Genomic DNA, 22281 nt, shown 5'->3' on the forward strand with positions numbered 1-22281 from the left:
GGAAAAGCTCAAGGGCGCCCGCCTGCCGGTTCAGACTGGGCCGGGCGCTTGTGGCCTGGACCTGGAAAATAAGTGAGAATGCCGAAAGCCGCATTCGGCAAACCGAACCTATCATATCCAAGAAACGTCATCAGCTTAAGGCCTAGGGTGCAAATGAAACGAACCGCGTTTTTCATCTCCGACGGCACCGGCATCACTGCCGAGACCCTGGGTCAAAGTTTGCTCGCGCAATTCGATAGCATTCCTTTCAATAAATTCACCCGTCCGTACATCGATACGCCAGACAAAGCGCGGAGCATGGTCCTGCAAATCAACGCTGCGGCCGAGCGCGACGGGGTGCGTCCGATCATCTTCGACACCATCGTCAACCAGGACATCCGGGAAATCCTGGCGACCTCGAACGGCTTCATGATCGACATCTTTTCGACGTTTTTATCCCCGCTCGAACAGGAATTGACCGCCCATTCGTCGTATTCGGTGGGCAAGTCGCACTCGATTGGCGGCAATTCCAACTACATGGAGCGCATCGAGGCGGTCAACTTTGCCTTGGATAATGACGATGGGGCGCGCACTCATTACTACGACAAGGCCGACTTGATCCTGGTCGGCGTGTCGCGGTGTGGCAAGACCCCGACCTGCCTGTACATGGCCATGCAGTTCGGCATTCGCGCGGCCAACTACCCGCTGACCGAGGATGACATGGAGCGCTTGCAGTTGCCGGCGGTGCTGAAGAAGCACCACAGCAAGCTGTTTGGGCTGACCATTGATCCGGACCGGTTGACCGCGATTCGCCATGAGCGCAAGCCGAACAGCCGTTATGCGAGCTTTGCCCAGTGTGAGTTCGAAGTGCGTGAGGTGGAGAATCTGTTCCGTCGGGAGAACATTGCCAATATCAACTCGACGCATTTTTCGGTTGAGGAGATTTCGGCGAAGATTCTGGTGGAGAAAGGCGTGGAGCGGCGGTTCAAGTAGCGCAGGTGCTGGGTTCTTCAGGGGCCTTGTAATTGTGGGCTTATCCGTTTTATGTGGTCGCGCCACTGGCCCCTTCCGCCCTTACGGCGGGAGGACCGCGCTGTGCGGCCCATCCTGGGCCTCAGCGCTTTCCGGCCATCCATGGCCTCCACCTCCCTGCGCAAGACCTCTACTCGGCCTCCTGAAGTCGCCAAGTTACGGGTGGCGTCTGGACTGGCGTTGTTTTTGATAGTGGCATGGGTGGTGGATATTCGGGCCTCTTCGCGGGGCAAGTCGGATCGCCGCACCGCCGCCCCTACAGGGTTGGCGCAGATTTCGGATTCGGCGCAATACCTGTAGGGGCGGCGGTTCGGCGATCCGACTTGTCCCGCGAAGAGGCCGGTACAGCCAATGCTAATCGCAGGGCCCAGCCCTGCCAGCCACCCCACAAATCCGCTGGTAAATAAACAAAGCGAGAGCGCAGCGATTCGCCAGCCGTTGCCTGGCTGTTGTTCTTGATCTTGCTCTTGATCTACCAGCGACTTCAGGAGGCCGAGCGCAGGTCTTGCGCAGGGAGGTGGAGGCCATGGATGGCCGGAAAGCGCTGAGGCCCAGGATGGGCCGTACAGCGCGGTCCTCCCGGAGCAAGACCGGAGCGAGGGAACCCGTAGCGCAGCGAAGGGCCGTATGATGGAGCAAGCGGTTTTTGGTTACTTTTTTCCAAGAAAAAAAGTGACCCGCCGTAAGGGCGGAAGGGGCCAGAAAAGCCCCCCCATCAAATGGATAAGCCCACAATATCCAAGCCACCCCCCATGAAGCCCCAATAAAAAGCCCCGACATCACTGCCGGGGCTTGTTCATTTCAGCTTTACAACCTCAGGACGACACCACCGCCGACTGCCCACTCATGGCCAGATCAACCAGCTCACGGTTAGCCACCGCATACATCGCATAGTCGGTCCCGGTAGCATTACGCAGGTCATCCAGCATCGCACGCCAGCGCTCCACCATCACCCGATGCTGCTCAGCCCACAGCGCCACACGGGCATCCATGTCTTGCGGCGCATCAGCCATCTGCAGCACAGAAATGGTAATCGCGCGCTGCTGCAGATCGATATCGTCGCGGAACGCCTCACGAGCCAAGGCCTGCCAGTTGTTCTCCACCGGCAGGTTGCTGATCTCCTGCAAGTACCACGTCAGGTCCAGGGCACTGCCAACAGCGAAGAACGCCTTGGCCACCTGAGCCGGATCGTGGCCAGTAACGTCCGACGCCTCGATGATCGGCAACAGCGTATACAGATGCGTAGTGCCAGCAACCATCCGCGCGAGCAACTCCGGCACCCCAGCCTCGACAAAGCTCTGGTAGCGCACCTGCCAGCGTTCGCGGGTCGGCCCCTCCAGCAGTTCGTCGAGCTTGAGCCCAAGCTGGGCGATCTTCGGCCCGAAGTGGGCGACGTCACGCCCCGCGTCCTGCTCGTTGCGCCGGCTACGCAAGAACCAGCGCGTGGCGCGCCGCCCCAGACGCATCAACTCGTCCATCAGGGTCAGCTGGATTTCCGCCGGCACCTGATAATCCAACGCTTCGATCTGACGGAACCAGTGCGGCAGGTGGAAGATGTCGCGCACGATCACATAGGCCCCGGCAACGTTGGCCGGACTCATCCCGGTGGACTCCTTCAAGCGCTGCACGAAGGTGATGCCCATGTTGTTGACCAGGTCGTTGGCGATCTGCGTGCTGACGATTTCGCGCTTCAGGCGGTGCCGACGCATGGCCTCGGAGAACTGACTGAGCAGCGACGGCGGAAACGCCGTTTCCATGTCGCGGGTCAGGTAGTCGTCGTCCGGCACCTGCGACTTGAGCAGTTGCTCCTTGAGGTCGATCTTGCTGTAGGAGATCAGCACCGACAGCTCGGCCCGGGTCAGCCCCTGGCCCGCCGCCAGACGCTCGGCCAGTTGCTCCTCGGACGGCAGGAACTCGATCGGCCGATCAAGCTTGCCGCGTGCTTCGAGGTCGGCCATCAGGCGCTTGTATTCGGCGATCCGCTCGCGAGCGCGACGGGCCGCCAGCGACAGCGCCTGGGTTTGCTTGTAGTTGTTGCCCAACACCAGCGTGGCGACTTCGTCGGTCATGCTGCCGAGCAGCTGGTTACGCTGCTTCTCGGTCATGTCCCCGCCCTGCACAACCTCGTTGAGCAGGATCTTGATGTTGACCTCGTGGTCGGAGCAGTCGACGCCGCCGGCGTTATCGATGAAGTCGGTGTTGGTCGCGCCGCCATTGAGACCGAACTCGACCCGGCCCAGCTGGGTCATGCCCAGGTTGCCGCCCTCACCCACCACCTTGCAACGCAACTGGTTGCCGTTGACGCGCAGGGCGTCATTGGCCTTGTCGCCGACGTCGGCGTGGCTTTCACTGCTGGCTTTGACATAGGTGCCGATACCGCCGTTCCAGAGCAGGTCGACCGGCGCCTGGAGCAGCGCATGCAACAGCTCGGTCGGGGTCAGGCGGTCGGCCTCGATGGCGAAGCGTTGCTTCATCTGCGGGCTGATGCTGATGCTCTTCGCACTACGCGGGAAGATCCCGCCGCCTTCGGAGATAAGGCTGCTGTCGTAGTCGGTCCAGGCCGAACGCGGCAGGTCGAACAGACGCTGACGCTCGGCGAAGCTGCTGGCCGGCTCAGGGTTGGGATCGATGAAGATGTGCAGGTGGTTGAAGGCTGCGACCAGTTGCAGCTTGTCAGACATCAACAGGCCGTTGCCGAACACGTCACCGGCCATGTCGCCGACGCCGATCACCGTGACCGGATCTTCCTGCACGTTGATGCCGCGCTCGCGGAAGTGACGCTGCACGCCCACCCAGGCACCGCGCGCGGTAATACCCATCTTCTTGTGGTCATAGCCGGCCGAGCCGCCCGAAGCGAACGCGTCGCCGAGCCAGAAGCCATAGTCGATGGCGATGCCGTTGGCGATATCGGAGAAGGTCGCGGTGCCCTTGTCGGCTGCCACCACCAGGTACGGATCGTCGTCATCGTGACGAACCACGTTGGCCGGTGGCACCACGCCGCCGTCCTTGAGGTTGTCAGTGATGTCGAGCAGACCGGAGATAAAGATGCGGTAGCAGGCGATGCCTTCTGCAGCAATCTCGTCCCGGCCGCCGCCCAGTGGCAGGCGCCGTGGCAGGAAGCCGCCCTTGGCGCCGACCGGCACGATTACCGAGTTCTTCACCTGCTGGGCCTTGACCAGGCCGAGCACTTCGGTGCGGAAGTCTTCTTCACGGTCCGACCAGCGCAGGCCGCCACGGGCGACATTGCCAAAGCGCAGGTGCACGCCTTCGACCCGCGGCGAATAGACGAAGATCTCGAACTTCGGCACCGGCTTGGGCAACTCGGGGATCAGCTTCGGATTGAACTTGAAGCTGAAGTACGACTTGCTCTGGCCATTGCTGTCTGGCTGGTAGAAGTTGGTCCGCAGGGTGGCCTTGATCAGGTCCAGGTAGCGCCGCAGGATGCGGTCTTCATTAAGCACCTGAACGTCGTCCAGGGCGCTGTTGATCGCCTGTTCCAGGCGCAACTGCTTGTCGTCGAGGTCTTCTGCAGAGAGCTTGCGCGCCAGGTAGAAGCGGGTCTTGAACAACCGGGTCAGCTCGCGGGCAATGTCGGTGTGATTGTTCAGGGTGCTGGCGATATAACCCAGGTCGAAGCCCAGGCGGACCTGCTTCATGTAGCGGGCATAGGCACGCAGCAGCGCCACGTCGCGCCACGGCAGGCCGGCGGTAAGCACCAGGCGGTTGAAGGCGTCGCTTTCGGCGTCGCCCTGAACGATATGGATGAAGGCATCCTGCAGGGTGTCGTTGAGCTGCTGGATGTCCAGGCTCAGGCCTTCGCTGTAGGTAAAGGCGAAGTCGTGGATCCAGAACTCGCGGCCATTGGCATGACGCAGGCGGTAAGGGAACTCGCCCAGTACGCGCAGGCCGAGGTTTTCCAAAATCGGCAGTACGTCCGACAGCGCCAGCGGCGTATCGGCATGGTACAGCTTGCAATGCAGCTGGCGCTCGCCGAGCTGGGTCAGCGGCTGGTAGAAGCTCATCGCCAGCGGCTTGCTCTCGCTCAGCGCCAGTACATGCTGCATGTCGACCACGGCCGAGTGCGCAGCAAAGCGCTCGCGGTAGCCGGCCGGGAAGCCCTTGGGGAAGTCGGCGAGGATATTGGTGCCTTGCGCCTCGCCAAAGTTTTCCACGACCAGGGTCGAGTAATCATCGTGCCACGAGCGGCAGGCCTGGATGACTTCGTTTTCCAGCTGCTGTGGGTCGATGTCGATGCGGTTTTTCGGATCGACGCGCAGAATCAGCTGCACGCGTGCCAGCACCGACTCGGAGAAGAACGTCCAGAACTCGCAGTCACTGGCCTTCAGGCGCTCCATCAGTACCTGCTGGATCTTCTGCCGGACTTCAGTGGAGTAGATCTCACGCGGAACGTAGGCCAGGCAGTAGCAGAAGCGGCCGTACGGGTCCTTGCGCAGGAACACGCGGATCTTGTTGCGTTCCTGGATCTGCACGATCGACATGACAGTGCTGAACAACTCGTCGATCGAGGTCTGGAACAGGTCGTCGCGCGGCAGCACTTCGAGCACCTGCGCCAGCTCCTTGCCCAGGTGCGCCTTGGCGTCAAAGCCCGAGCGACGCTCGACTTCGGCGACCTTGACGCGGATATAGGGGATGGCATGCACGCTCTCGCCGTACACCGACGAGGTGTACAGGCCCATGAAGCGGCACTCCTTGATCACCTTGCCATCAGCGTCCAGCTGGCGGATCGACACATAGTCCGGGTACGCCGGGCGGTGCACGCGGCTAGGCAGCGCAGCCTTGGCAAAGGACAGCAGCAGGGGTTCGTTGAGGTAGGCAACCGCGTAGTCTTCGATGCGCAGCTCTTCAGGCGTCAGGCCGACCCGCAGGCGCCGCGGCAGGCCGAGGAACGACTGCTCGTCGTAGTCCATGCGCCCACCCTCGGCACCGCCCTCGACGGTGAATTCTTCATAGCCGAGGAAGGTGAAGTGGTTGTCCAGCAGCCACTCAAGGAAGGCCGTCACCTCGGCTTTTTCATGCTGGGCCTGCGGGTACGGGCTCTGCTCGACCAGGGCGGCGACTTCGCGCAGTTTGGCTTTCATCGGTTCGAAATCGGCCACGGCAACGCGCACTTCGGCCAGAACCTGCTCGATTTCACGCGAAAGCACGGTGAGCTCGGCGGCATTCGCGCAGCGGTCGATCTCCAGGTACATCAGCGATTCATGCTGTACGCCATCGCCCTGAGTGCCCTTGGGCAGCAACTCGAGCAGCTCGCCCTTGGCGCCACGGCGTACGCTGAGCACGGTGGTCTGCAGGGTGTGGATGCTGTAGCCACGGCGATTGAGCTCGGTGCGCACCGAGTCGACCAGGAACGGCAGGTCATGGTGCAGGACTTCGACCACGGTGTGGGTCGACTGCCAGCCATTGCGCTCATAATCGGGGTTGTACACCCGCACTTGCGGGGTTTGCGGGTCGAAGCGCTCGACGATGCGCCAGGCAGAAAGGGTGCAGCCAACCAGGTCAGAAAGCCTGCGCTGGGTGAGTTCGTCCAGAGAGATGATGCCAAAGAACTGTTCGGCAAACAGTGCCACTTGTGGCAGTGACTGTTCGCTGATGTGCTGCGCCAGGGCCGCTTGCAGTTGATGCTGGAAGTCGGCTTTGCTGGCTGCGGTGAAGAACGCCATCTGTGGTACTCCGCTTGGGCTTTGTTTTGTAGTGAAGCGTCGTGCGCGTTCGCTTTGCTCTGGATCAACCATAGTCAACCCGCGGCAAAGCAGGACGATGAAACCAGGCGTTGAGCGTGACCGGCACACTCATCCATTGGGTACCTGCAAAAGCGACTGCCCGTGGCTGTGCCTTTACGGGAACCCATCGACTGGGCAGCTTAACGACTGAGCGGTCATCCCGGCTTGCAGCGCTGCGACATATTCGGTCAATGCCCGGTAACATTCCGTTTATGGATCACCGCAAGACTGGCAGAATTCCATTTCACTTCTTTTCATCCGAGCCGCTCATGCAACTGAAAACCGCCCTGCTCTTCGCCACCCCTTGCGATGACGAGGAAGACAACATGGCGACCCTGTGCTGCCACAGCGACCAGGGTCAGATGTTCCTGCTCACCCGTTATCCGGACGAAGACACGGTCGACCTGACCCTGGACGATGAGCCCTCGACGCTGGACGGGTTGAAGATCACGCTCAGTGCCAGCCGCCTGCTGCTCGAAGTGGCGGCGGGGGATACCGATGCACTGAAGGGTGACGAGACACTGGAAGTCGTCTTCACCACCCAGGGCAGTGACCTGGCCGAGATCGAAGAAACGCTGCGGATTATCCTTGATGGTACCGGGACGTATGTCAGCGAGCTCTGATTAGTGGTGTGGCAGTGACGGCCCTGACGTCACTGCCACGCCTCAACAATTGCCGTGCAGCACGCGCCCCGCTTGACCAGGGCGGTTGATGAACAGCACATCCAGCTCGCTGCTCCGTAGCCCGCCGGCCGGATTCCAGTGCGCCGACGCATGCACGTAGCGCGACTGCAGCAAGGCCTGTTCCGCCTCCGTCAGGCCAAGCGCTGCGTTACGGCCCGTGGCAAAGTCATGCAGCTTGCGACTGATGTCGTCCAGTTCCTGCGGCAGGCTGCGCAGGTCTACCGGCGCAAATGGCACCCCGCCGCGCACGGCCAGCTCACGCATGATGCTCAGGTAGATCCGCGACAAGTCGCCGAGCACCTCCCGCTCGCGGTACCAGGCGGCAAACACCCTTTTCTCACGCTCCGCCGGCTTCGCGCCAGTGCCGATGAGCGGCGCCTCCCAGGTGATGACCTGCGCAGAGTTGTTGTCGGGCTGGGCTGATAGCGCCTTGTAGGCAGCACTCTGCTCCAGGGCACGGCCCTGCGGCTCGCGGCTCGATCTTGGCTTGCACAACATGACCTTCTCCTGAACACGCGGCGGATAACCGCCGCCGATGTCGGAATGAGCGCCCGGCAGGACGATATCCTGATCGGTTCGGACCAAAGGGAAGTTGTGCCGCCGCTCATCGCCGGCCACCAATTGCACGACCTGCGCGGCCATGTTCGACGCCAGGGCGAGCTTGAGCCCCGAATAGCGAGCATTGGCTGGGCTGAAATTGCCCTCCAACGGGGCCACAATGGCCGCTACGGTATCGAACAGGCCGATGAAGTTCAGCCTGCCCTGGCCTTCGCTGCAGAGCGCATTGGCCAGGTGCCTGGCCGCCGCTGCGCCACGGCTGAAGCCGAACAGGTCAAATTCCAGGGTGAGCATGCTGGCCTCTGGATTGACCTCGCGCCAACTGTGCAAGTGCTCGGCGATGGCCTGCTGCGCCTGTGCTGCGCGCGCCGCGACGCCAGTGGCGCCACGCCCGGTCATCTGCTCATAGGTCGCGTCTGATTCGCCTTCGGCAGTACCGATACCTGCCACGTACAGCTTGATGAAGGTGCGTGCCGAGCCGTCTGGCAATTCAGCCGGCCCTTGGGGATAGAGGTCGTGCAACAGGGCAATATTGCTCGGCGCGTTGGCGTAGCTGCCACTCGCCGATGGTCCCGCATGAGCGCTGTTGTGGCGATTGTTGCCGGTACCGTCGAAGAACACGCCGATTCGCAGGATTGGCAGGGTTGCGGAGGATGTATCTTTCATCTGGCTCACCTTGGAGGTCGAAAGTCGACCATGTAAAGGCAGCGAGCGCCGAGACGAATATCAGGGGTTTTTCAGTTGTTTGCCGGAAATTGCTACAGACCTCGGCGAAGCACACCGGATAAATTTGCATGCCGCCATTAGTCGGCATGGGGCCGGATGGATTAAAGTATCAGCCCTTGCCCGGGCGACACGCTTGCAGCGCTCCCGGCCCCTTTCCAGGAACCGCCACTGATGGAACACCGTGAAGCGCTGATCGCGCTGCGCACCTTTCTTTCCACCCAGATCCTGGGCCAGGAAAAGCTGGTCGAACGCCTGCTGATCGTTCTCCTCGCCGATGGCCACATGCTGGTCGAAGGCGCGCCGGGGCTGGCCAAGACCAAGGCCATCAAGGAACTGGCGGAAGGCGTCGAAGCGCAATTTCATCGCATCCAGTTCACCCCTGACCTGCTCCCGGCCGACATCACCGGGACCGAGATCTATCGCCCGGAGACCGGCAGCTTCGTCTTCCAGCAAGGGCCGATCTTCCACAATCTGGTCCTGGCCGACGAAATCAACCGCGCACCCGCCAAGGTGCAGTCGGCACTGCTCGAGGCCATGGCCGAGCGCCAGGTCAGCGTGGGGCGCAGCACCTACGACCTGTCGCCGCTGTTTCTGGTCATGGCGACGCAGAACCCGATCGAGCAGGAAGGCACCTACCCGCTGCCCGAAGCGCAGCTCGACCGCTTCCTGATGCACGTCAAGATCGGCTTCCCGGATGCCGCCGTCGAGCGACGGATCCTTCAGCAGGCGCGCGGCGAAGCGCTCAACGGTGAGACCAAACCTGAGCGGCGGGTCAGCCAGCAGGCGATTTTCGCCGCCCGCAAAGAAATCCTCGGCCTGTACATGGCCGACGCGGTGGAGGAATACCTGGTGCAACTGGTCATGGCGACGCGCACCCCGGCCAAGTTCGACAGTGAGCTGGCCGACTGGATTGCCTACGGCGCCAGCCCGCGCGGCTCGATCGCCCTCGACCGCTGCGCACGCGCCCATGCCTGGCTGGCCGGACGCGACTTCGTCAGCCCCGAGGATATCCAGGCGGTGCTGTTCGACGTGCTGCGCCACCGGGTAATCCTGTCGTTCGAGGCTGAAGCCGCCGGGGTCGACCAGGACCGCGTGGTCCAGCGCATCCTCGACGTCGTCGCAGTCGCCTGAGCCCATGCCCACTGCCTCGTTGGCCGAGCCCGGCATCCGCACCAGCCTGAGCGAGCTGATCGACATGCGCCACCGCGTGCGCGAGATCCAGCTGTTTGCACGGCCCGGCCAGCGCAGCCCGCTGGTCGGCCTGCATCACTCGAAACTGCGTGGCCGCGGGGTCGATTTCGACCAGGTGCGGGTCTATCAGGCCGGCGATGATGTGCGCAACATCGACTGGCGGGTGACCGCGCGGACCCAGGAGCCGCATACCAAGCTGTTCCATGAAGAACGCGAACGGCCGATTTTCATCATGGTCGAGCAGAGCCAGCGGCTGTTCTTCAGCTCCGGGCTGATGTTCAAGTCGGTACTGGCAGCGCAAGCCGCCGCCCTGTTCGGCTGGGCGGCGCTGGGCCATAACGACCGTATCGGCGGCCTGGTGTTTGGCGACAACGAACACCACGAGGTCAAGCCGCGGCGCAGCAAGCAGAGCCTGCTGCAATTGCTCAACCGCCTGGCCAAGATCAACCAGTCGCTGCACACCGAAGCCGTGCCGCAGACCGACAGCCTGGCCCTGGCCCTGCGCCGGGCCCGTGAGGTGCTGCGCCCGGGTAGCCTGGCGATCGTCATCTGTGACGAGCGCGCCCTCAGCGAGGGCGTCGAACAGCACCTGTCGATGCTCTCGCGCCATTGCGACGTGCTGTTGATGCCGGTCTCCGACCCACTCGACCATGCCCTGCCCGCCGCCGGCCTGTTGCGTTTCGCCCAGCGCGGCGCGCAGCTGGAACTCGACACGCTGGACGCCAACCTGCGCCAGGCCTACCGGCAAAAAGCCGAAGCGCGCATCGAACGCTGGGAGTTGCTTGCGCAAAAACTGCGCGTGGTGCTGATGCCACTGAGTACCCAGAGCGAGATGGTCGAGCAACTGCGCGAGTACCTCAATGCCCAGCGGCCGGGGCACGCCAAATGAACCCGCTGGACTCGCTACAGCCCTTGCTCGCTCCCGCGCCAATCGCTTGGTGGCCACCCGCGCCCGGCTGGTGGGTAGTGCTCGGACTGATGCCGGTGCTCGGCTGGGGCCTGTGGCGGCTGCGCCGCTGGCGCCCGGGCAAGCAGCGCATCGTGCGCGCCGAGCAGCCGCTCGATCCGGTCCGCCAGGAAGCCCTGGCCGAGCTCGCACGCCTGCCGCGCCCCTATGACGGGGCGCCGGCCGGGGCCTGGCTGCAGCAGATCAACGCCTTGCTCAAACGCCTGTGCCGCAACCATTACCCGGGCGCCAACAGCCATACCCTCAGTGGTCGCCAGTGGCTGGCATTTCTCGACAACCGTTGCCCGGCCGCCGGCCTGACGCGCTGGATGGTGCTGGTCGAAGGCACTTACAAACCCGAGTGCAAGCTCGACGACAAAGCGATCGCCGGGCTCAGCCAGGCGGTCGAAACCTGGATCCGCAAGCATGTTTGAGCTGGCCTGGCCGTGGATCTTCGCGCTGTTGCCGCTGCCGTGGCTGGCACGCCTGGTACTGCCTGCCGCAGACAGCGGCGAGCCGGTGCTCAAGGTCGGCTTTCTCGACGAACTGGAAGGCCTGGCCGGGCGGCGCGCCCGCCTCAACCTGCCGACCTGGCGCCAGCAGGCCCCCTACGTGCTGATCTGGCTGTTGTTGCTCATTGGCGCCGCCCGCCCGCAATGGCTGGGTGATCCGGTGCCGGACGAAGCCAGCGGGCGAGACCTGCTGGTGGCAGTCGACGTGTCCGGCTCGATGGACTTCCCCGACATGCAGTGGAAGGATGACGAGATCAGCCGGCTGGACCTGGTCAAGGCGCTCATGGGCGATTTTCTACAGGACCGCGAAGGCGACCGGGTCGGGCTGATCCTGTTTGGCAGCGAAGCCTACCTGCAGGCACCACTGACCTTCGACCGACGGACCGTGCGCACCTTCCTCGACGAGGCGCAGATCGGCATCGCCGGCAAGAATACCGCCATCGGCGACGCCATTGGCCTGGCGGTGAAACGCCTGCGCCAGCGCCCGTCGCAGAGCCGCGTACTGGTGCTGATTACCGACGGCGCCAACAATGGTGGGCAGATCCACCCGCTGACTGCAGCCCGCCTGGCCGCCCAGGAGGGCGTGCGCATCTACACCATCGGCATCGGCGCCAACCCCGAGGCCAGCGGCACGCCCGGCCTGCTTGGGCTGAACCCGAGCCTGGACCTCGACGAAGCCTCCCTGCGCGAAATCGCCGACCTGACCCGTGGCGCCTACTTCCGCGCCCACGATGGTGCCGAGCTCGGCGCGATCGGCGATACCCTCGACCAGCTCGAACCGGTGGCTCAGCAACCGACCCAGGCCCGCACGGCCAAGGAGCTGTATGCATGGCCGCTGGCCCTGGCACTGCTGCTCAGTGTGTTGCTGGTGATCAGCACGCAGTGGCCAGACAACCTGTTGCAGCGCGTGCTGCGCCGGCCAGGCTTCCTCCAGCCGCACCCGGAATGGCGCCAGCGTCTGAAGCGCCTGCGCCTGAGGAAACGGCGATGATCGATCTCTGGCCGCATTGGCTACGCCCCCTCTGGCTGCTGGTCGTACCGCTGCTCGGCTGGTTGCTGTTCAAGCTCTGGCACCGGCAAAAACGCGCCGGGCGCTGGCAGATGATCCTGCCGCCACAGTTTCATGCCGTGCTCCTCGGCGGCGGCAGTGGCAGCAACAGCAAACTGCCATGGATCAGCCTCGGTCTGGCCTGGCTGCTGATCGTCCTGGCGCTGCTCGGGACCAGCTGGCAGCGGGTCGAGGAAACCCGCCAGCGGCCAGCCGATCCGCTGGTGATCATGCTTGAGCTGACCCCGCAGATGCTTGCCGAAGACAGCCCGCCGAATCGCCTGGAGCAGGCCCGGCGCAAAGTTCTCGACCTGCTTGAGCACCGCCGCGACAGCCAGACCGCGCTGATCGTCTACGCCGGCAGCGCGCACACCCTGGTGCCGCTGTCAGACGACCTCGGCACCACCCGCAACCTGCTCGAGGCGATCGACCCGTCGATCATGCCGCAGGTTGGCCAACGCGCCGACCTGGCCGTACAGAAAGGCCTCGCCCTGCTCGCCCAGAGCGGCCTCGGCCAGGGCCGCCTGCTGCTGATCGGCTCGGCCCTGAGCAACCCTGAGCGCGACGGCATCCTGCGCGCCCTCGGGCGCCAGGGGCCGAGCCTGTTGATGCTCGGCGTCGGCAGCAGCGAGGGCGCGCCGGTACGCCAGGCCAATGGCGAGTTTCTCAAGGACGAGCAGGGTGGCATCCTCGTGCCGCGCCTGGACAACGCCAGCCTCAAGCGCTTCATCAGCAGCACCGGCGGGCGCTACCGCCATGCCCGCATCGACGACCTCGACCTGCGCGGCCTGGGCCTGTTCGACAACCCGCGCGGCGTGCGCAATGACGGCCAGACCGTGCAGCTGGACAGCTGGGCCGACCAGGGTTACTGGTTGCTGCTGCCACTGTTGCTGCTGGCGGCCTGCGCCGGGCGCCGCGGCTGGCTGTTCTGCCTGCCGCTGCTGCTGGCCGTGCCGCAGCCAAGCCAGGCCTTCGAGTTCAACGACCTGTGGCTGCGTCCCGACCAGCAAGGCCAGCGCCTGCTCGAACAGCAGCGACCCGCCGAGGCTGCCAGCCACTTCGAAGACCCGCAGTGGCGCGGCATGGCGCTGTACCAGGCGGCCGATTACGAAGGCGCCGCCAAGGCCTTCGCGCAAGTCAGCAGCGCGGCGGCGCACTACAATCGAGGCAATGCGCTGGCCCGCGCCGATCAATTGGAAGCCGCGCTGGACGCCTATGAACAGGCACTGGAACGTCAGCCTGACCTGCAGCCGGCGCTGGACAACCAGGCGCTGGTCCAGCAACTGTTGCTGCAACGTCAGGCCAAGGCCGAGGAACAACAAGCCAATAGTGATGCCCAAGGCACCCCTGGCAATGAAACCGAGGGCAACAGCAGCTCGGCTGCCAACCAGGCGCAAGGCACGCCTGGCAACGATGAACAGAGCGCCGGCCAAGAGCAGGGCGACAGTGCCAGCAGCGGCCAGCCCCCGGGCGGCAACCAGGCAGGCGATGACGACAGCCTCACCCAGCCGCCGCAACGGCCGACCTCTACCAGTCTGGATGCCGAACAGCGCCAGGCGCTGGAACAATGGCTACGGGAGATCCCGGACAACCCGGCGCAGCTGTTGCGGCGCAAATTCTGGTATGAACAGCAATTGCATCAGGAAAACCCACGATGAGTCGCTTCGGCGTCTTGCTTCTCACCCTGCTGTGGATCGTCCAGGTCCAGGCCCAACCGACCCTGCAAGCCAGCGTCGATCGCACGCGCCTGGAAGCTGGAGAAACCCTCGAGCTGGTCCTCGAAAGCCAGGACGTCACCCAGTTCGGCAAACCTGACCTGCGCGCCCTCGACGCCGACTTTGAAGTGCGCGGCACCCGCCAGCTGAACAGCCTGCATACCCTCGACGGCGAGACCCGCGCCAGCACCCGCTGGATCATCACCCTGTTGCCGCGGCGCAGCGGCAGCCTGAACATCCCCGAACTGCAGCTCGGCCAGTCACGCAGCCAGCCGATCGAGGTGCAAGTACTGCAAGCCGACGCCAGCCGCCCGAACAGCGCCTCGCAGGTGTTCATCGAAGCCACCCTGGACAGCCCCGAGGTCTATGTCCAGGCCCAGGCCGTACTGACCGTGCGTATCTATCACTCGGTATCGCTGTATGACGACAGCAGCCTCAGCGCCTTGCAGCTGGACAACGCCAAGGTCGAGCCGCTGGGCGAGTCGCGCACCTATGAAAAAGAAATCAACGGTGTGCGCCACGGCGTGATCGAAACCCGCTACGCGCTCTATCCGCAGCTCAGCGGCGAGCTGAACATCCCTACCCTGACCTTCACCGCGACTGCCGCCGACACCGCCGAACAACTGCCCGGTACTACCCGGGCGGGTCGCCAGGTACAGGTCAGCTCGCTGCCGTTGCGCCTGGCGGTGCGGCCGATCCCGGCCAACTACCCGCCGGGCACGCCCTGGCTGCCGGCCCGCAGCCTGACCCTGGAGGAGCATTGGAGCCCCGAGCCGAGCCAGCAGAGCGTACAGATTGGTGACTCGCTGACGCGCAGTGTCAGCCTGCGTGCGGACGGCCTGTCCAGCACCCAGCTGCCGCCGCTGCCGGCCACCGAAATCCTCGGCCTGCGCCGCTACCCCGACCAACCGCTGCTGCGTAACGAGATCAACGAGCGGGGCATGACGGCCAACCGTGAAGAGCGCGAAGCGCTGGTCCCGACCCACAGCGGTGCGCTGACCCTGCCGGCGCTGGAGGTCACCTGGTGGAACACCCGCGAGGATCATCTGGAGCAGAGCAGCCTGCCGGCACGCAGCCTCGAGGTGCAGGACAACCCGGCGTTGAGCGCGGAAACACCGGTCGGCGACAGCAGCTCGGCCAGCACTGTGCTCTGGCCCTGGCAGCTGGCGACGCTGGTCCTGGCCCTGACCACCGTGCTCGGCTTCACCCTGTGGTGGCGGGCACGCTCGCAGCCGGCGGTGTTGCGCGCCGCGCAAAACGGGCCGAGCCCGCGGACCTTGCTGGATGATCTGAAGCGCGCGTGCCAGGCCAACGACCCGCACGCCACACGCCAGGCGCTGGATGCCTGGGCGCGCCAGCAACCAGAAACCTTGGCCGAGATGGCGGCGCGGTTCGTGCCGTTGTCCGACGCGCTGGATGGGCTCAATGGCGCCTTGTATAGCGAGACTGGCCAGTATTGGCAGGGCGACGACCTGTGGCGCGCGATTGGCGCAATACCGCCGGCAGAGAGGTTACTGACAACAACCAGTGATAGCAGCAGCCTACCGCCGCTTTACCCTAAATAGCAGAGCCCCAGCTAACACAGAGGCTATGCGCGCAATTCAGGCGCTGAATGACTTCAAAGCCTGAACTGCATCTTTGATGCCTGGGCCGAGTCGTAGACAATGCGTACCTGTTCATAATCATTGTATAACTGATTCGTCACGAAACTATGTTGCTTACCTGCAAGCTTGTCATAATAGTGCAGTTTAAACTCACCCACATCCTCCATCGGATTAAAGGAGTAACATATCGAAATCCTGGCATTACTTGTCTCTACTGAAACAAGATCTCGCTCATCATCATAATCCCACTTCAGCTGCCCAGCCTCGGTCTGATCAAGCAACGTTCTCAGCATAGAATAGACATTTCTAGGCAGCATATTTCTCACCTTCTACATGCATATGAGTCTCAATTTGATGCTTTATCTGCAACATGTCCCGACGGAAGAGTATTCTTTGTGCATTGCCCAGCGGAGCCTTTTCGGTTGTGTGGGTCGCAGACGAGAGCAAGGCCTCCAGCTCGCCCAGCACACCCATTTTTTTCGAAGCCGCTACTCTCACGTCATCCGGTTGCACGCCAAACCGCTTGTAGAGCGAAATGACCATTCGCCGAAAATAACGAAAACTCTTTAACGCGCCGTGGTAGTCCTCACGCTCAAAGCATACAACCACTTCATCCAGCGTAGAAAGGCAGTGACTGATCGCGGCGACATGATCAATGTTTTTAACACGCTCCAACAAACGCACTGCTTCTTCCTGAATCGAGCGAGCACGCCACAACTCATTGAATATCTCAGCGATCGCGATAAACAACCCGATAAAGGTGGCCACCCCACCCACATAGGAAAATGTATTAAACGCCGTATTTTCCGCCACTATCTTTGGGTAGTAAATGAACGCAAGCACCAGCCCGAGCACCGACACAACCGTATATAACGCCCTGATTTTTGACACGTTCGAGCTCCTTCCCCTTCAACGACGAAAGCAAAATCTGAATGTACGCGCGCCCCGTAGATCGCCCTCCTGCTCCACTCACGGCGTAGCCCTGCAAGTTGGGTTACCATACGCGGCTCGTCCGCGTGACGCTCATCAAACGTGAAGCAAAAAATTTCCTGATTCTACCTCAACAGGTCCCTCATGCGTCTGTTTCACACCTCCGACTGGCACCTGGGCCAAAGCCTGCACGGCCAGGAGCGCGACTTCGAACACGCCTGCTTCCTCGACTGGCTACTGGCTCAACTGAAACTGCGTCAGCCCGACGCGCTGTTGATCGCTGGCGACATCTTCGACACGGTCAACCCACCGGTCAAAGCCCAGGAGCGGCTCTACGAGTTCATCGTTCAGGCCCACGAGCAACAGCCCAAGCTGGACATCGTGATGATCGCCGGCAACCATGACTCCGGCTCGCGCATCGAACTGCCCGCCGCCCTCATGCGCCGCCTGCGCACCCACGCCCTGGGCCGGGTGCACTGGCTCGACGAGGGCCAGCTGGACGCCGAACGGCTGCTGATCCCCCTGACCAACGCGCGCGGCAAGGTCAGCGCCTGGTGCCTGGCCCTGCCCTTCCTGCGGCCAGCGGAAGTCACCGGCCCGCAGCTGGGCGACGATTACCTGCAAGGCATTACCCAGGTCCACCAGCAACTGATCACCGCCGGTCAGGCCAAGCGCAAGAAGGACCAGGCGTTGATCGCCATCAGCCATGCGCACATGGCCGGCGGCTCGATCTCCGAAGACTCCGAGCGCAGCCTGATCATCGGCAACGCCGAGGCCCTGCCGGCCAAGCTGTTCGACAAGGCCATCAGCTACGTCGCCCTCGGTCACCTGCACAAACCGCAGAAGGTCAATCGCGAAGAACGCATCCGCTACAGTGGCTCGCCGATCCCGCTGTCGTTCGCCGAAATCGGCTACCCGCATCAAGTGCTCGAAGTCGAGCTGGACGGCGCCGAGCTGGTCAGCGTTGAAGCGCGCCTGGTACCGCGTGCTGTCGCCTTGCAGCGGATGGGCCCGGCACCGCTGGCCGAACTGCTCGAACAACTCAGCGAACTGCCGGTGGTCGACCTGCTTGAAGACCCCAACCGCCAACCCTGGCTGGAGGTGCGCGTACACCTCGACGAGCCGCAGCCCGACCTGCGCCAGCAGATCGAGACCGCGCTGCACGGCAAGGCTGTGCGCCTGGTGCGGATCAGCGCCGAATATGCCGGCCGGGGCAGTGTCGACGATGACCAGCTGGAATTCGTCGAGCTCAGCCAGATGACCCCGCAGGACCTGTTCAGCCGTGTCTGGGAGCAGGCCTACGGCAACCCGGTCGACGCGCAGACCCTGAGCGACTTCGCCCTGCTCTTGCAGGATGTCCAGCAGGAGGAGGAGCAGCCATGAAGATTCTCGCCATTCGCCTGAAAAACCTTGCCTCGCTGGCCGGCCCGATCGACATCGACTTCACCGCCGAACCGCTGGCCAGTGCCGGCCTGTTCGCCATCACCGGCCCCACCGGCGCGGGCAAGAGCACCCTGCTCGACGCCCTGTGCCTGGCGCTGTTTGGCACCGTGCCACGGCTCAATGCCATTGGCCGCGAAGCCAAGGTGCCTGACGCCGACGGCGAAATTCCGACCTACGACCCGCGCAACCTGTTGCGCCGCGGTACCGGCAGTGGCTTTGCCGAGGTTGATTTCGTCGGCATCGACGGCCATCGCTACCGTGCCCGCTGGGAAGCCAACCGCGCCCGCGACAAGGCCAACGGCAAACTCCAGCACAGCCGGCAAAGCCTCTACGACCTGGACGGCGAACAGCTGCTGGGCAGCGGCAAGAACGAATACAAGCAACTGGTCGAGGCCCGCCTGGGGCTGAACTTCGAGCAGTTCACCCGCGCGGTGATGCTCGCCCAGAGCGAGTTCAGCGCCTTCCTCAAGGCAGACGACAAAGAGCGCAGCGAGCTGCTCGAAAAGCTCACCAACACGGCGATCTACACCCGCCTCGGCCAGCGTGCCTTCAGCAAGGCCAAAGAAGCCGGCGACACCCACAACGCCCTCAAGGAGCGCGCCAGCCACCTGCTGCCGATGGCTGCAGAAGCTCGCGTCGAGCTCGACCAGCGCCTGGAGCAGGCCCAACAGGCCTTCAAGGCCGAGCAGGCCCGCGAGCGTCAGCTGGAGCAGCAACGCGCCTGGCTCAACGAGCAGCAGCAACTGCAGGCGCAGCACAGCGCGGCCGAGCAGGCCTTGCAAGGCGCCGAGCTTGCCTGGCAGCAGTTGGCCGGCCAGCGCCAGGATCTGCAGCACCTGGAGCGCCTCGCCCCACAGCGCCACCAGTTTCATCGCCAACAGGCATTGGCCAGTCAACTCACGCCGCTGGCCGCCGCACTCGATGAGCAACAGCGCCAACAACACAGCCTGCAAGCCCGCACCCTGGAGCTGCAACAGGCGTTGGCAAACGCCCGCCAGTTAGCGGCCGATGCTCAGCGCGAGCAGGCCGACAGCGCCCCCCGGCTGCGCCAGGCCTTTGCCGCCCAGGACAATCTGGCCCGTCTCGACCAGGACTCCGCCAAGCTCAGCGTCGGCGCTCAACAGGCTGACCAGGCCGTCAATGAAGGCCAACAGCAACTGCAGCAACTCGAGCAACAGCAGCAGCGCAGCCAGCAACAGCTCACAGCCATCGACGCAGCGCTGGCCGACAGTGCCCCACTCGCCGCCCTTGGCAGTGCTTGGCAGGCTTATCGCGGCCAGTTGCAGCAACTGCTGCAGATCGGCAATCGGCTCAGCCAGGGCCGCGACGAACTGCCCGGCCTGCAAGCCCAGGCCAGCCAGGCCACTGCTCACCTGCAAGCGCAGCGCGACGCCTTCGAGGTGCTGTTCCGCGAAGCCGGCGCCGAACCGCACGCGCTGGCCGAACAACTCGACCTGCTCGGCACCCTGCTCCAGGAACACCGCAAGCAACAGCGCGCCGTCGAAGAACTGTCGCGCCTGCACGCCCGTGAGCAAGAACTGCAACACAACATCGGTGAGCTAAACGAGCGGCAACAGCAAGGCTTGCAGCAGCGCGGGCAGTTGATCAACCAAGGCCAGGCAGCCAAAGCCGACCTGGAAGCCGCCGAGCAGGCACTGACCCTCACCCGCCAACTGCTGGAACGTCAGCGCCTGGCGCGCAACACCAGTGTCGAAGAGCTGCGCGGGCAACTGCGCGATGGCGAGCCCTGCCCGGTTTGCGGCAGTGCCGAGCATCCGTTCCACCAGCCCGAGGCGCTCCTGCACAGCCTCGGCCTCCACGACCAGGCCGAAGAAGCGGCGGCCCTGGCACGGGTAGAGGGGCTCAATAGCCGCTTGATCGACCTGCGCACGCAGGTCGGCATGGTCAATGGCCAGGTCAAGGAATACCAGCACCAGCAGGCGCAATTGGGCGAGCAGCTGCAACCGCTGCAACAGCAACTCCAGGCCCACGCCTTGTGGCCGTCGCTCAGTGCCCAGAACGATCAGACCCGCAGTGCCTGGCTGGACAACCAACTGCGGCGCCTCGACGCCGAAATCAGCCGCGATGAACAGCGCCAGAGCGCCCTGCTGAGCCTGCAGAAGGACGCCGCCCGCCTCACCCAGCAACTGCAGGCCGCCACCGAGGCGCAACAGCAGGGGCAACGCCGTCTCGAACAGCAGCATCAGGCCATGGCCGCCGACCAGGAGCGCCTCGACCAGGCACTCGCCGAGTTTGCCGGGGTATTGCCCGCAGACATCCTCCAGGCCCTGCGTGACGAGCCGGCCCACGCCTTCCTCGCGCTCGACCAGCAAGTTGCCCAGCGCCTGCAGCAGTTGCAGCAGCAACAGGACGAGCAACAGGAGCAGCAGCAACGCCAGCAACAGCTGGAACGCCTGCGCGACCAGCAGCAGACGCGCCAGGAGCGCCAGGCCGAGCTGCAGCAGCACGTCGCCGGGCTTGCCGAGCAGCAGCAACAGGCGCGTGCCACGCTAGCCGAACTGCTGGGCGAACATGCCAACGCCGAAACCTGGCAGAGCCACCTCGAACAGCGCGTTAACCATGCCCGCGCCAGTGAAGCCAGCACCGCCCAAGCCTTGCAGGATGCCCATAGCGAAGGCCTGCAACTGGCGGGCGAACTCAAGGCCAACCAGCAGCGTCGCGAGGCACTCGAGCAGGAACACCTGGCCTTGGAAGGTCAGATCAGCCAATGGCGCACAGATCATCCCGAACTCGATGACCAGGGGCTGAGCCGTCTGCTGGCCGTTGATGACACCGCCTTGGGCGAACTGCGCGAGCAGTTGCAAGGGGCACAAAAAGCCATCGAGCAAGGCCGCGTACTGCTCGAGGAGCGCACCCAGCGCCTGCAGCAGCACAACGACCAGGCCAAGGGCGAAATACCCGGCGACGAACTGGAGCAAATCCTCGCGACGCTGCAGCAGCAACTCACCGTTCATGAGCAGCAGTGCGCCGAACTGCGGGCGCAACAGGCCGACGACCAGCGCCGCCAGCAAGCGCACCAGGCCCTGGCGGAAGAAATCGAACAGGCCTACCAGCAATGGCAGCGCTGGGCGCGCCTGAATGCCTTGATCGGCTCGGCCTCTGGCGACGTGTTCCGCAAGATCGCCCAAGGCTACAACCTCGACCTGCTGCTGCACCACGCCAACAGCCAGCTGCGCCAGCTCGCCAAGCGCTACCGCCTCAAGCGCGGCGGCAGCGCCCTCGGCCTGCTGGTGCTGGACACCGAGATGGGCGATGAACTGCGCTCGGTGCATTCGTTGTCGGGTGGCGAAACCTTCCTGGTGTCGCTGGCCTTGGCCCTGGGCCTGGCGTCGATGGCGTCGAGCACGCTGCGGATCGAATCGCTGTTCATCGACGAAGGCTTTGGCAGCCTTGATCCGGAGTCGCTGCAACTGGCCATGGACGCCCTCGACGGGCTGCAGGCTCAGGGCCGCAAGGTCGCGGTGATTTCCCATGTGCAGGAAATGCACGAGCGGATTCCGGTGCAGATCCAGGTGCGCCGCCAGGGCAATGGCCTGAGCGAGGTGGAGGTCTGCGGATGATCCTCTACTCGTTCCGCCGCTGCCCTTGGGCCATGCGCGCGCGTTTGGCGCTGCGCTATGCCGGGTGCGCCGTCGAGGTGTGTGAGGTGGCCATGAAAAACAAGCCTGCCGAACTGCTGGCACTGTCGCCCAAGGGCACGGTGCCGGTGCTGGATACCGGCGCGGGTGTGTTCGAAGAGAGCCTGGACATCATGCGTTGGGCCCTCAACCAGAGCGACCCGCAGGATTGGCGCCTGCTGGCCGAGCCTGCTGCGGCGCAGCGGGCCGATGCACTGATTGCCCGCAACGACAGCACGTTCAAGGCGCAGGTAAACCTCTACAAGTACGCCGAGCGCTATCCACAGCATTCACGCGCGCATTACCGCCAGCAGGCAGAGACCTGGCTGGCGGAGTTGGAGGGACTGCTAGAGGGACGGCCTTATCTGTTCGCCGACCACCCGAGCCTGGCCGATGCCGCCCTGCTGCCGTTGATGCGCCAGTTTGCCGGGGTCGAACCGCAATGGTTCGCCGAGGCGCCTTATCCGCGGCTGCGCAGTTGGTTGCAAGGGTGGCTACAGTCGGCGTTATTTCAGGCGATCATGGCGCGCTGAGT

The 22281-nt window shown here is 63.8% G+C and carries 15 protein-coding genes; 11 read left to right on the plus strand and 4 right to left on the minus strand.

Going from position 1 to position 22281, the window contains the following annotated elements:
• The first annotated feature begins 153 nt into the window (after nucleotides 1-153).
• Nucleotides 154-972: a pyruvate, water dikinase regulatory protein gene (locus J3B00_RS20990; protein WP_209871333.1), complete on the plus strand. Its 819-nt coding sequence runs from the start codon at nucleotides 154-156 to the stop codon at nucleotides 970-972.
• An 854-nt stretch (nucleotides 973-1826) separates the two neighbouring features.
• Here the strand turns inward: J3B00_RS20990 and J3B00_RS20995 are convergent.
• The gene (locus J3B00_RS20995) at nucleotides 1827-6692 is read right to left on the minus strand and encodes an NAD-glutamate dehydrogenase (protein WP_209871336.1); all 4866 of its coding nucleotides are present in this window, start codon (nucleotides 6690-6692) and stop codon (nucleotides 1827-1829) included.
• 329 nt (nucleotides 6693-7021) lie between these two features.
• On the opposite strand from J3B00_RS20995, the gene J3B00_RS21000 reads away from it, so the two are divergent.
• Nucleotides 7022-7375, plus strand: coding sequence for a hypothetical protein (locus J3B00_RS21000; protein ID WP_209871339.1), 354 nt, complete (start codon nucleotides 7022-7024; stop codon nucleotides 7373-7375).
• A 42-nt stretch (nucleotides 7376-7417) separates the two neighbouring features.
• Here J3B00_RS21000 and J3B00_RS21005 read toward each other — a convergent pair whose 3' ends face one another.
• Nucleotides 7418-8659, minus strand: coding sequence for a DUF2235 domain-containing protein (locus J3B00_RS21005; RefSeq protein ID WP_209871342.1), 1242 nt, complete (start codon nucleotides 8657-8659; stop codon nucleotides 7418-7420).
• Nucleotides 8660-8890: 231 nt separating this feature from the next.
• Here J3B00_RS21005 and J3B00_RS21010 point away from each other — a divergent pair, with 231 nt between their 5' ends.
• The 6 genes from J3B00_RS21010 to J3B00_RS21035 are packed head-to-tail and all read left to right on the plus strand — an operon-like array spanning nucleotide 8891 to nucleotide 15696.
• Nucleotides 8891-9850, plus strand: a complete 960-nt coding sequence (locus tag J3B00_RS21010) for a MoxR family ATPase (protein ID WP_209871345.1) — start codon at nucleotides 8891-8893, stop codon at nucleotides 9848-9850.
• Between the two features lie 4 nt (nucleotides 9851-9854).
• Nucleotides 9855-10799 carry a DUF58 domain-containing protein gene (locus tag J3B00_RS21015; protein ID WP_209871348.1) on the plus strand — a complete coding sequence of 315 codons (945 nt, stop codon included), beginning with the start codon at nucleotides 9855-9857 and terminating at the stop codon, nucleotides 10797-10799.
• Complete coding sequence (locus J3B00_RS21020) at nucleotides 10796-11290, plus strand: DUF4381 domain-containing protein (RefSeq protein ID WP_209871351.1); 495 nt, start codon at nucleotides 10796-10798, stop codon at nucleotides 11288-11290. The genes J3B00_RS21015 and J3B00_RS21020 overlap by 4 nt, the downstream gene beginning before the upstream one ends.
• Nucleotides 11283-12359, plus strand: a complete 1077-nt coding sequence (locus tag J3B00_RS21025; RefSeq protein ID WP_209871354.1) for a VWA domain-containing protein — start codon at nucleotides 11283-11285, stop codon at nucleotides 12357-12359. The genes J3B00_RS21020 and J3B00_RS21025 overlap by 8 nt, the downstream gene beginning before the upstream one ends.
• A complete protein-coding gene (locus tag J3B00_RS21030; RefSeq protein WP_209871358.1) occupies nucleotides 12356-14074 on the plus strand; it encodes a tetratricopeptide repeat protein in 1719 nt (572 codons plus the stop codon). Before J3B00_RS21025 ends, J3B00_RS21030 begins: the two co-directional genes overlap by 4 nt.
• Nucleotides 14071-15696 (plus strand): BatD family protein, encoded by a 1626-nt coding sequence (locus J3B00_RS21035; RefSeq protein ID WP_209871361.1) that lies wholly within the window; start codon nucleotides 14071-14073, stop codon nucleotides 15694-15696. Before J3B00_RS21030 ends, J3B00_RS21035 begins: the two co-directional genes overlap by 4 nt.
• A 53-nt stretch (nucleotides 15697-15749) precedes the next feature.
• Here the strand turns inward: J3B00_RS21035 and J3B00_RS21040 are convergent, their stop codons facing one another.
• Nucleotides 15750-16052, minus strand: a complete 303-nt coding sequence (locus tag J3B00_RS21040) for a hypothetical protein (RefSeq protein WP_209871364.1) — start codon at nucleotides 16050-16052, stop codon at nucleotides 15750-15752.
• Complete coding sequence (locus tag J3B00_RS21045) at nucleotides 16042-16626, minus strand: hypothetical protein (protein ID WP_209871367.1); 585 nt, start codon at nucleotides 16624-16626, stop codon at nucleotides 16042-16044. Before J3B00_RS21045 ends, J3B00_RS21040 begins: the two co-directional genes overlap by 11 nt.
• Before the next feature lie 183 nt (nucleotides 16627-16809).
• Between J3B00_RS21045 and J3B00_RS21050 the strand changes: the two genes are divergently transcribed.
• From J3B00_RS21050 to J3B00_RS21060, 3 genes are read left to right on the plus strand one after another with little or no spacing between them, the layout of a single operon-like run.
• Nucleotides 16810-18048, plus strand: a complete 1239-nt coding sequence (locus J3B00_RS21050; protein ID WP_209871370.1) for an exonuclease SbcCD subunit D C-terminal domain-containing protein — start codon at nucleotides 16810-16812, stop codon at nucleotides 18046-18048.
• Nucleotides 18045-21689: an AAA family ATPase gene (locus tag J3B00_RS21055; protein WP_209871373.1), complete on the plus strand. Its 3645-nt coding sequence runs from the start codon at nucleotides 18045-18047 to the stop codon at nucleotides 21687-21689. The genes J3B00_RS21050 and J3B00_RS21055 overlap by 4 nt, the downstream gene beginning before the upstream one ends.
• Nucleotides 21686-22279 carry a glutathione S-transferase gene (locus tag J3B00_RS21060; RefSeq protein ID WP_209871376.1) on the plus strand — a complete coding sequence of 198 codons (594 nt, stop codon included), beginning with the start codon at nucleotides 21686-21688 and terminating at the stop codon, nucleotides 22277-22279. Before J3B00_RS21055 ends, J3B00_RS21060 begins: the two co-directional genes overlap by 4 nt.
• The last annotated feature ends 2 nt before the right edge of the window (nucleotides 22280-22281 follow it).

Source organism: Pseudomonas sp. BP8 (assembly GCF_017875955.1).
Taxonomy (GTDB): domain Bacteria; phylum Pseudomonadota; class Gammaproteobacteria; order Pseudomonadales; family Pseudomonadaceae; genus Aquipseudomonas.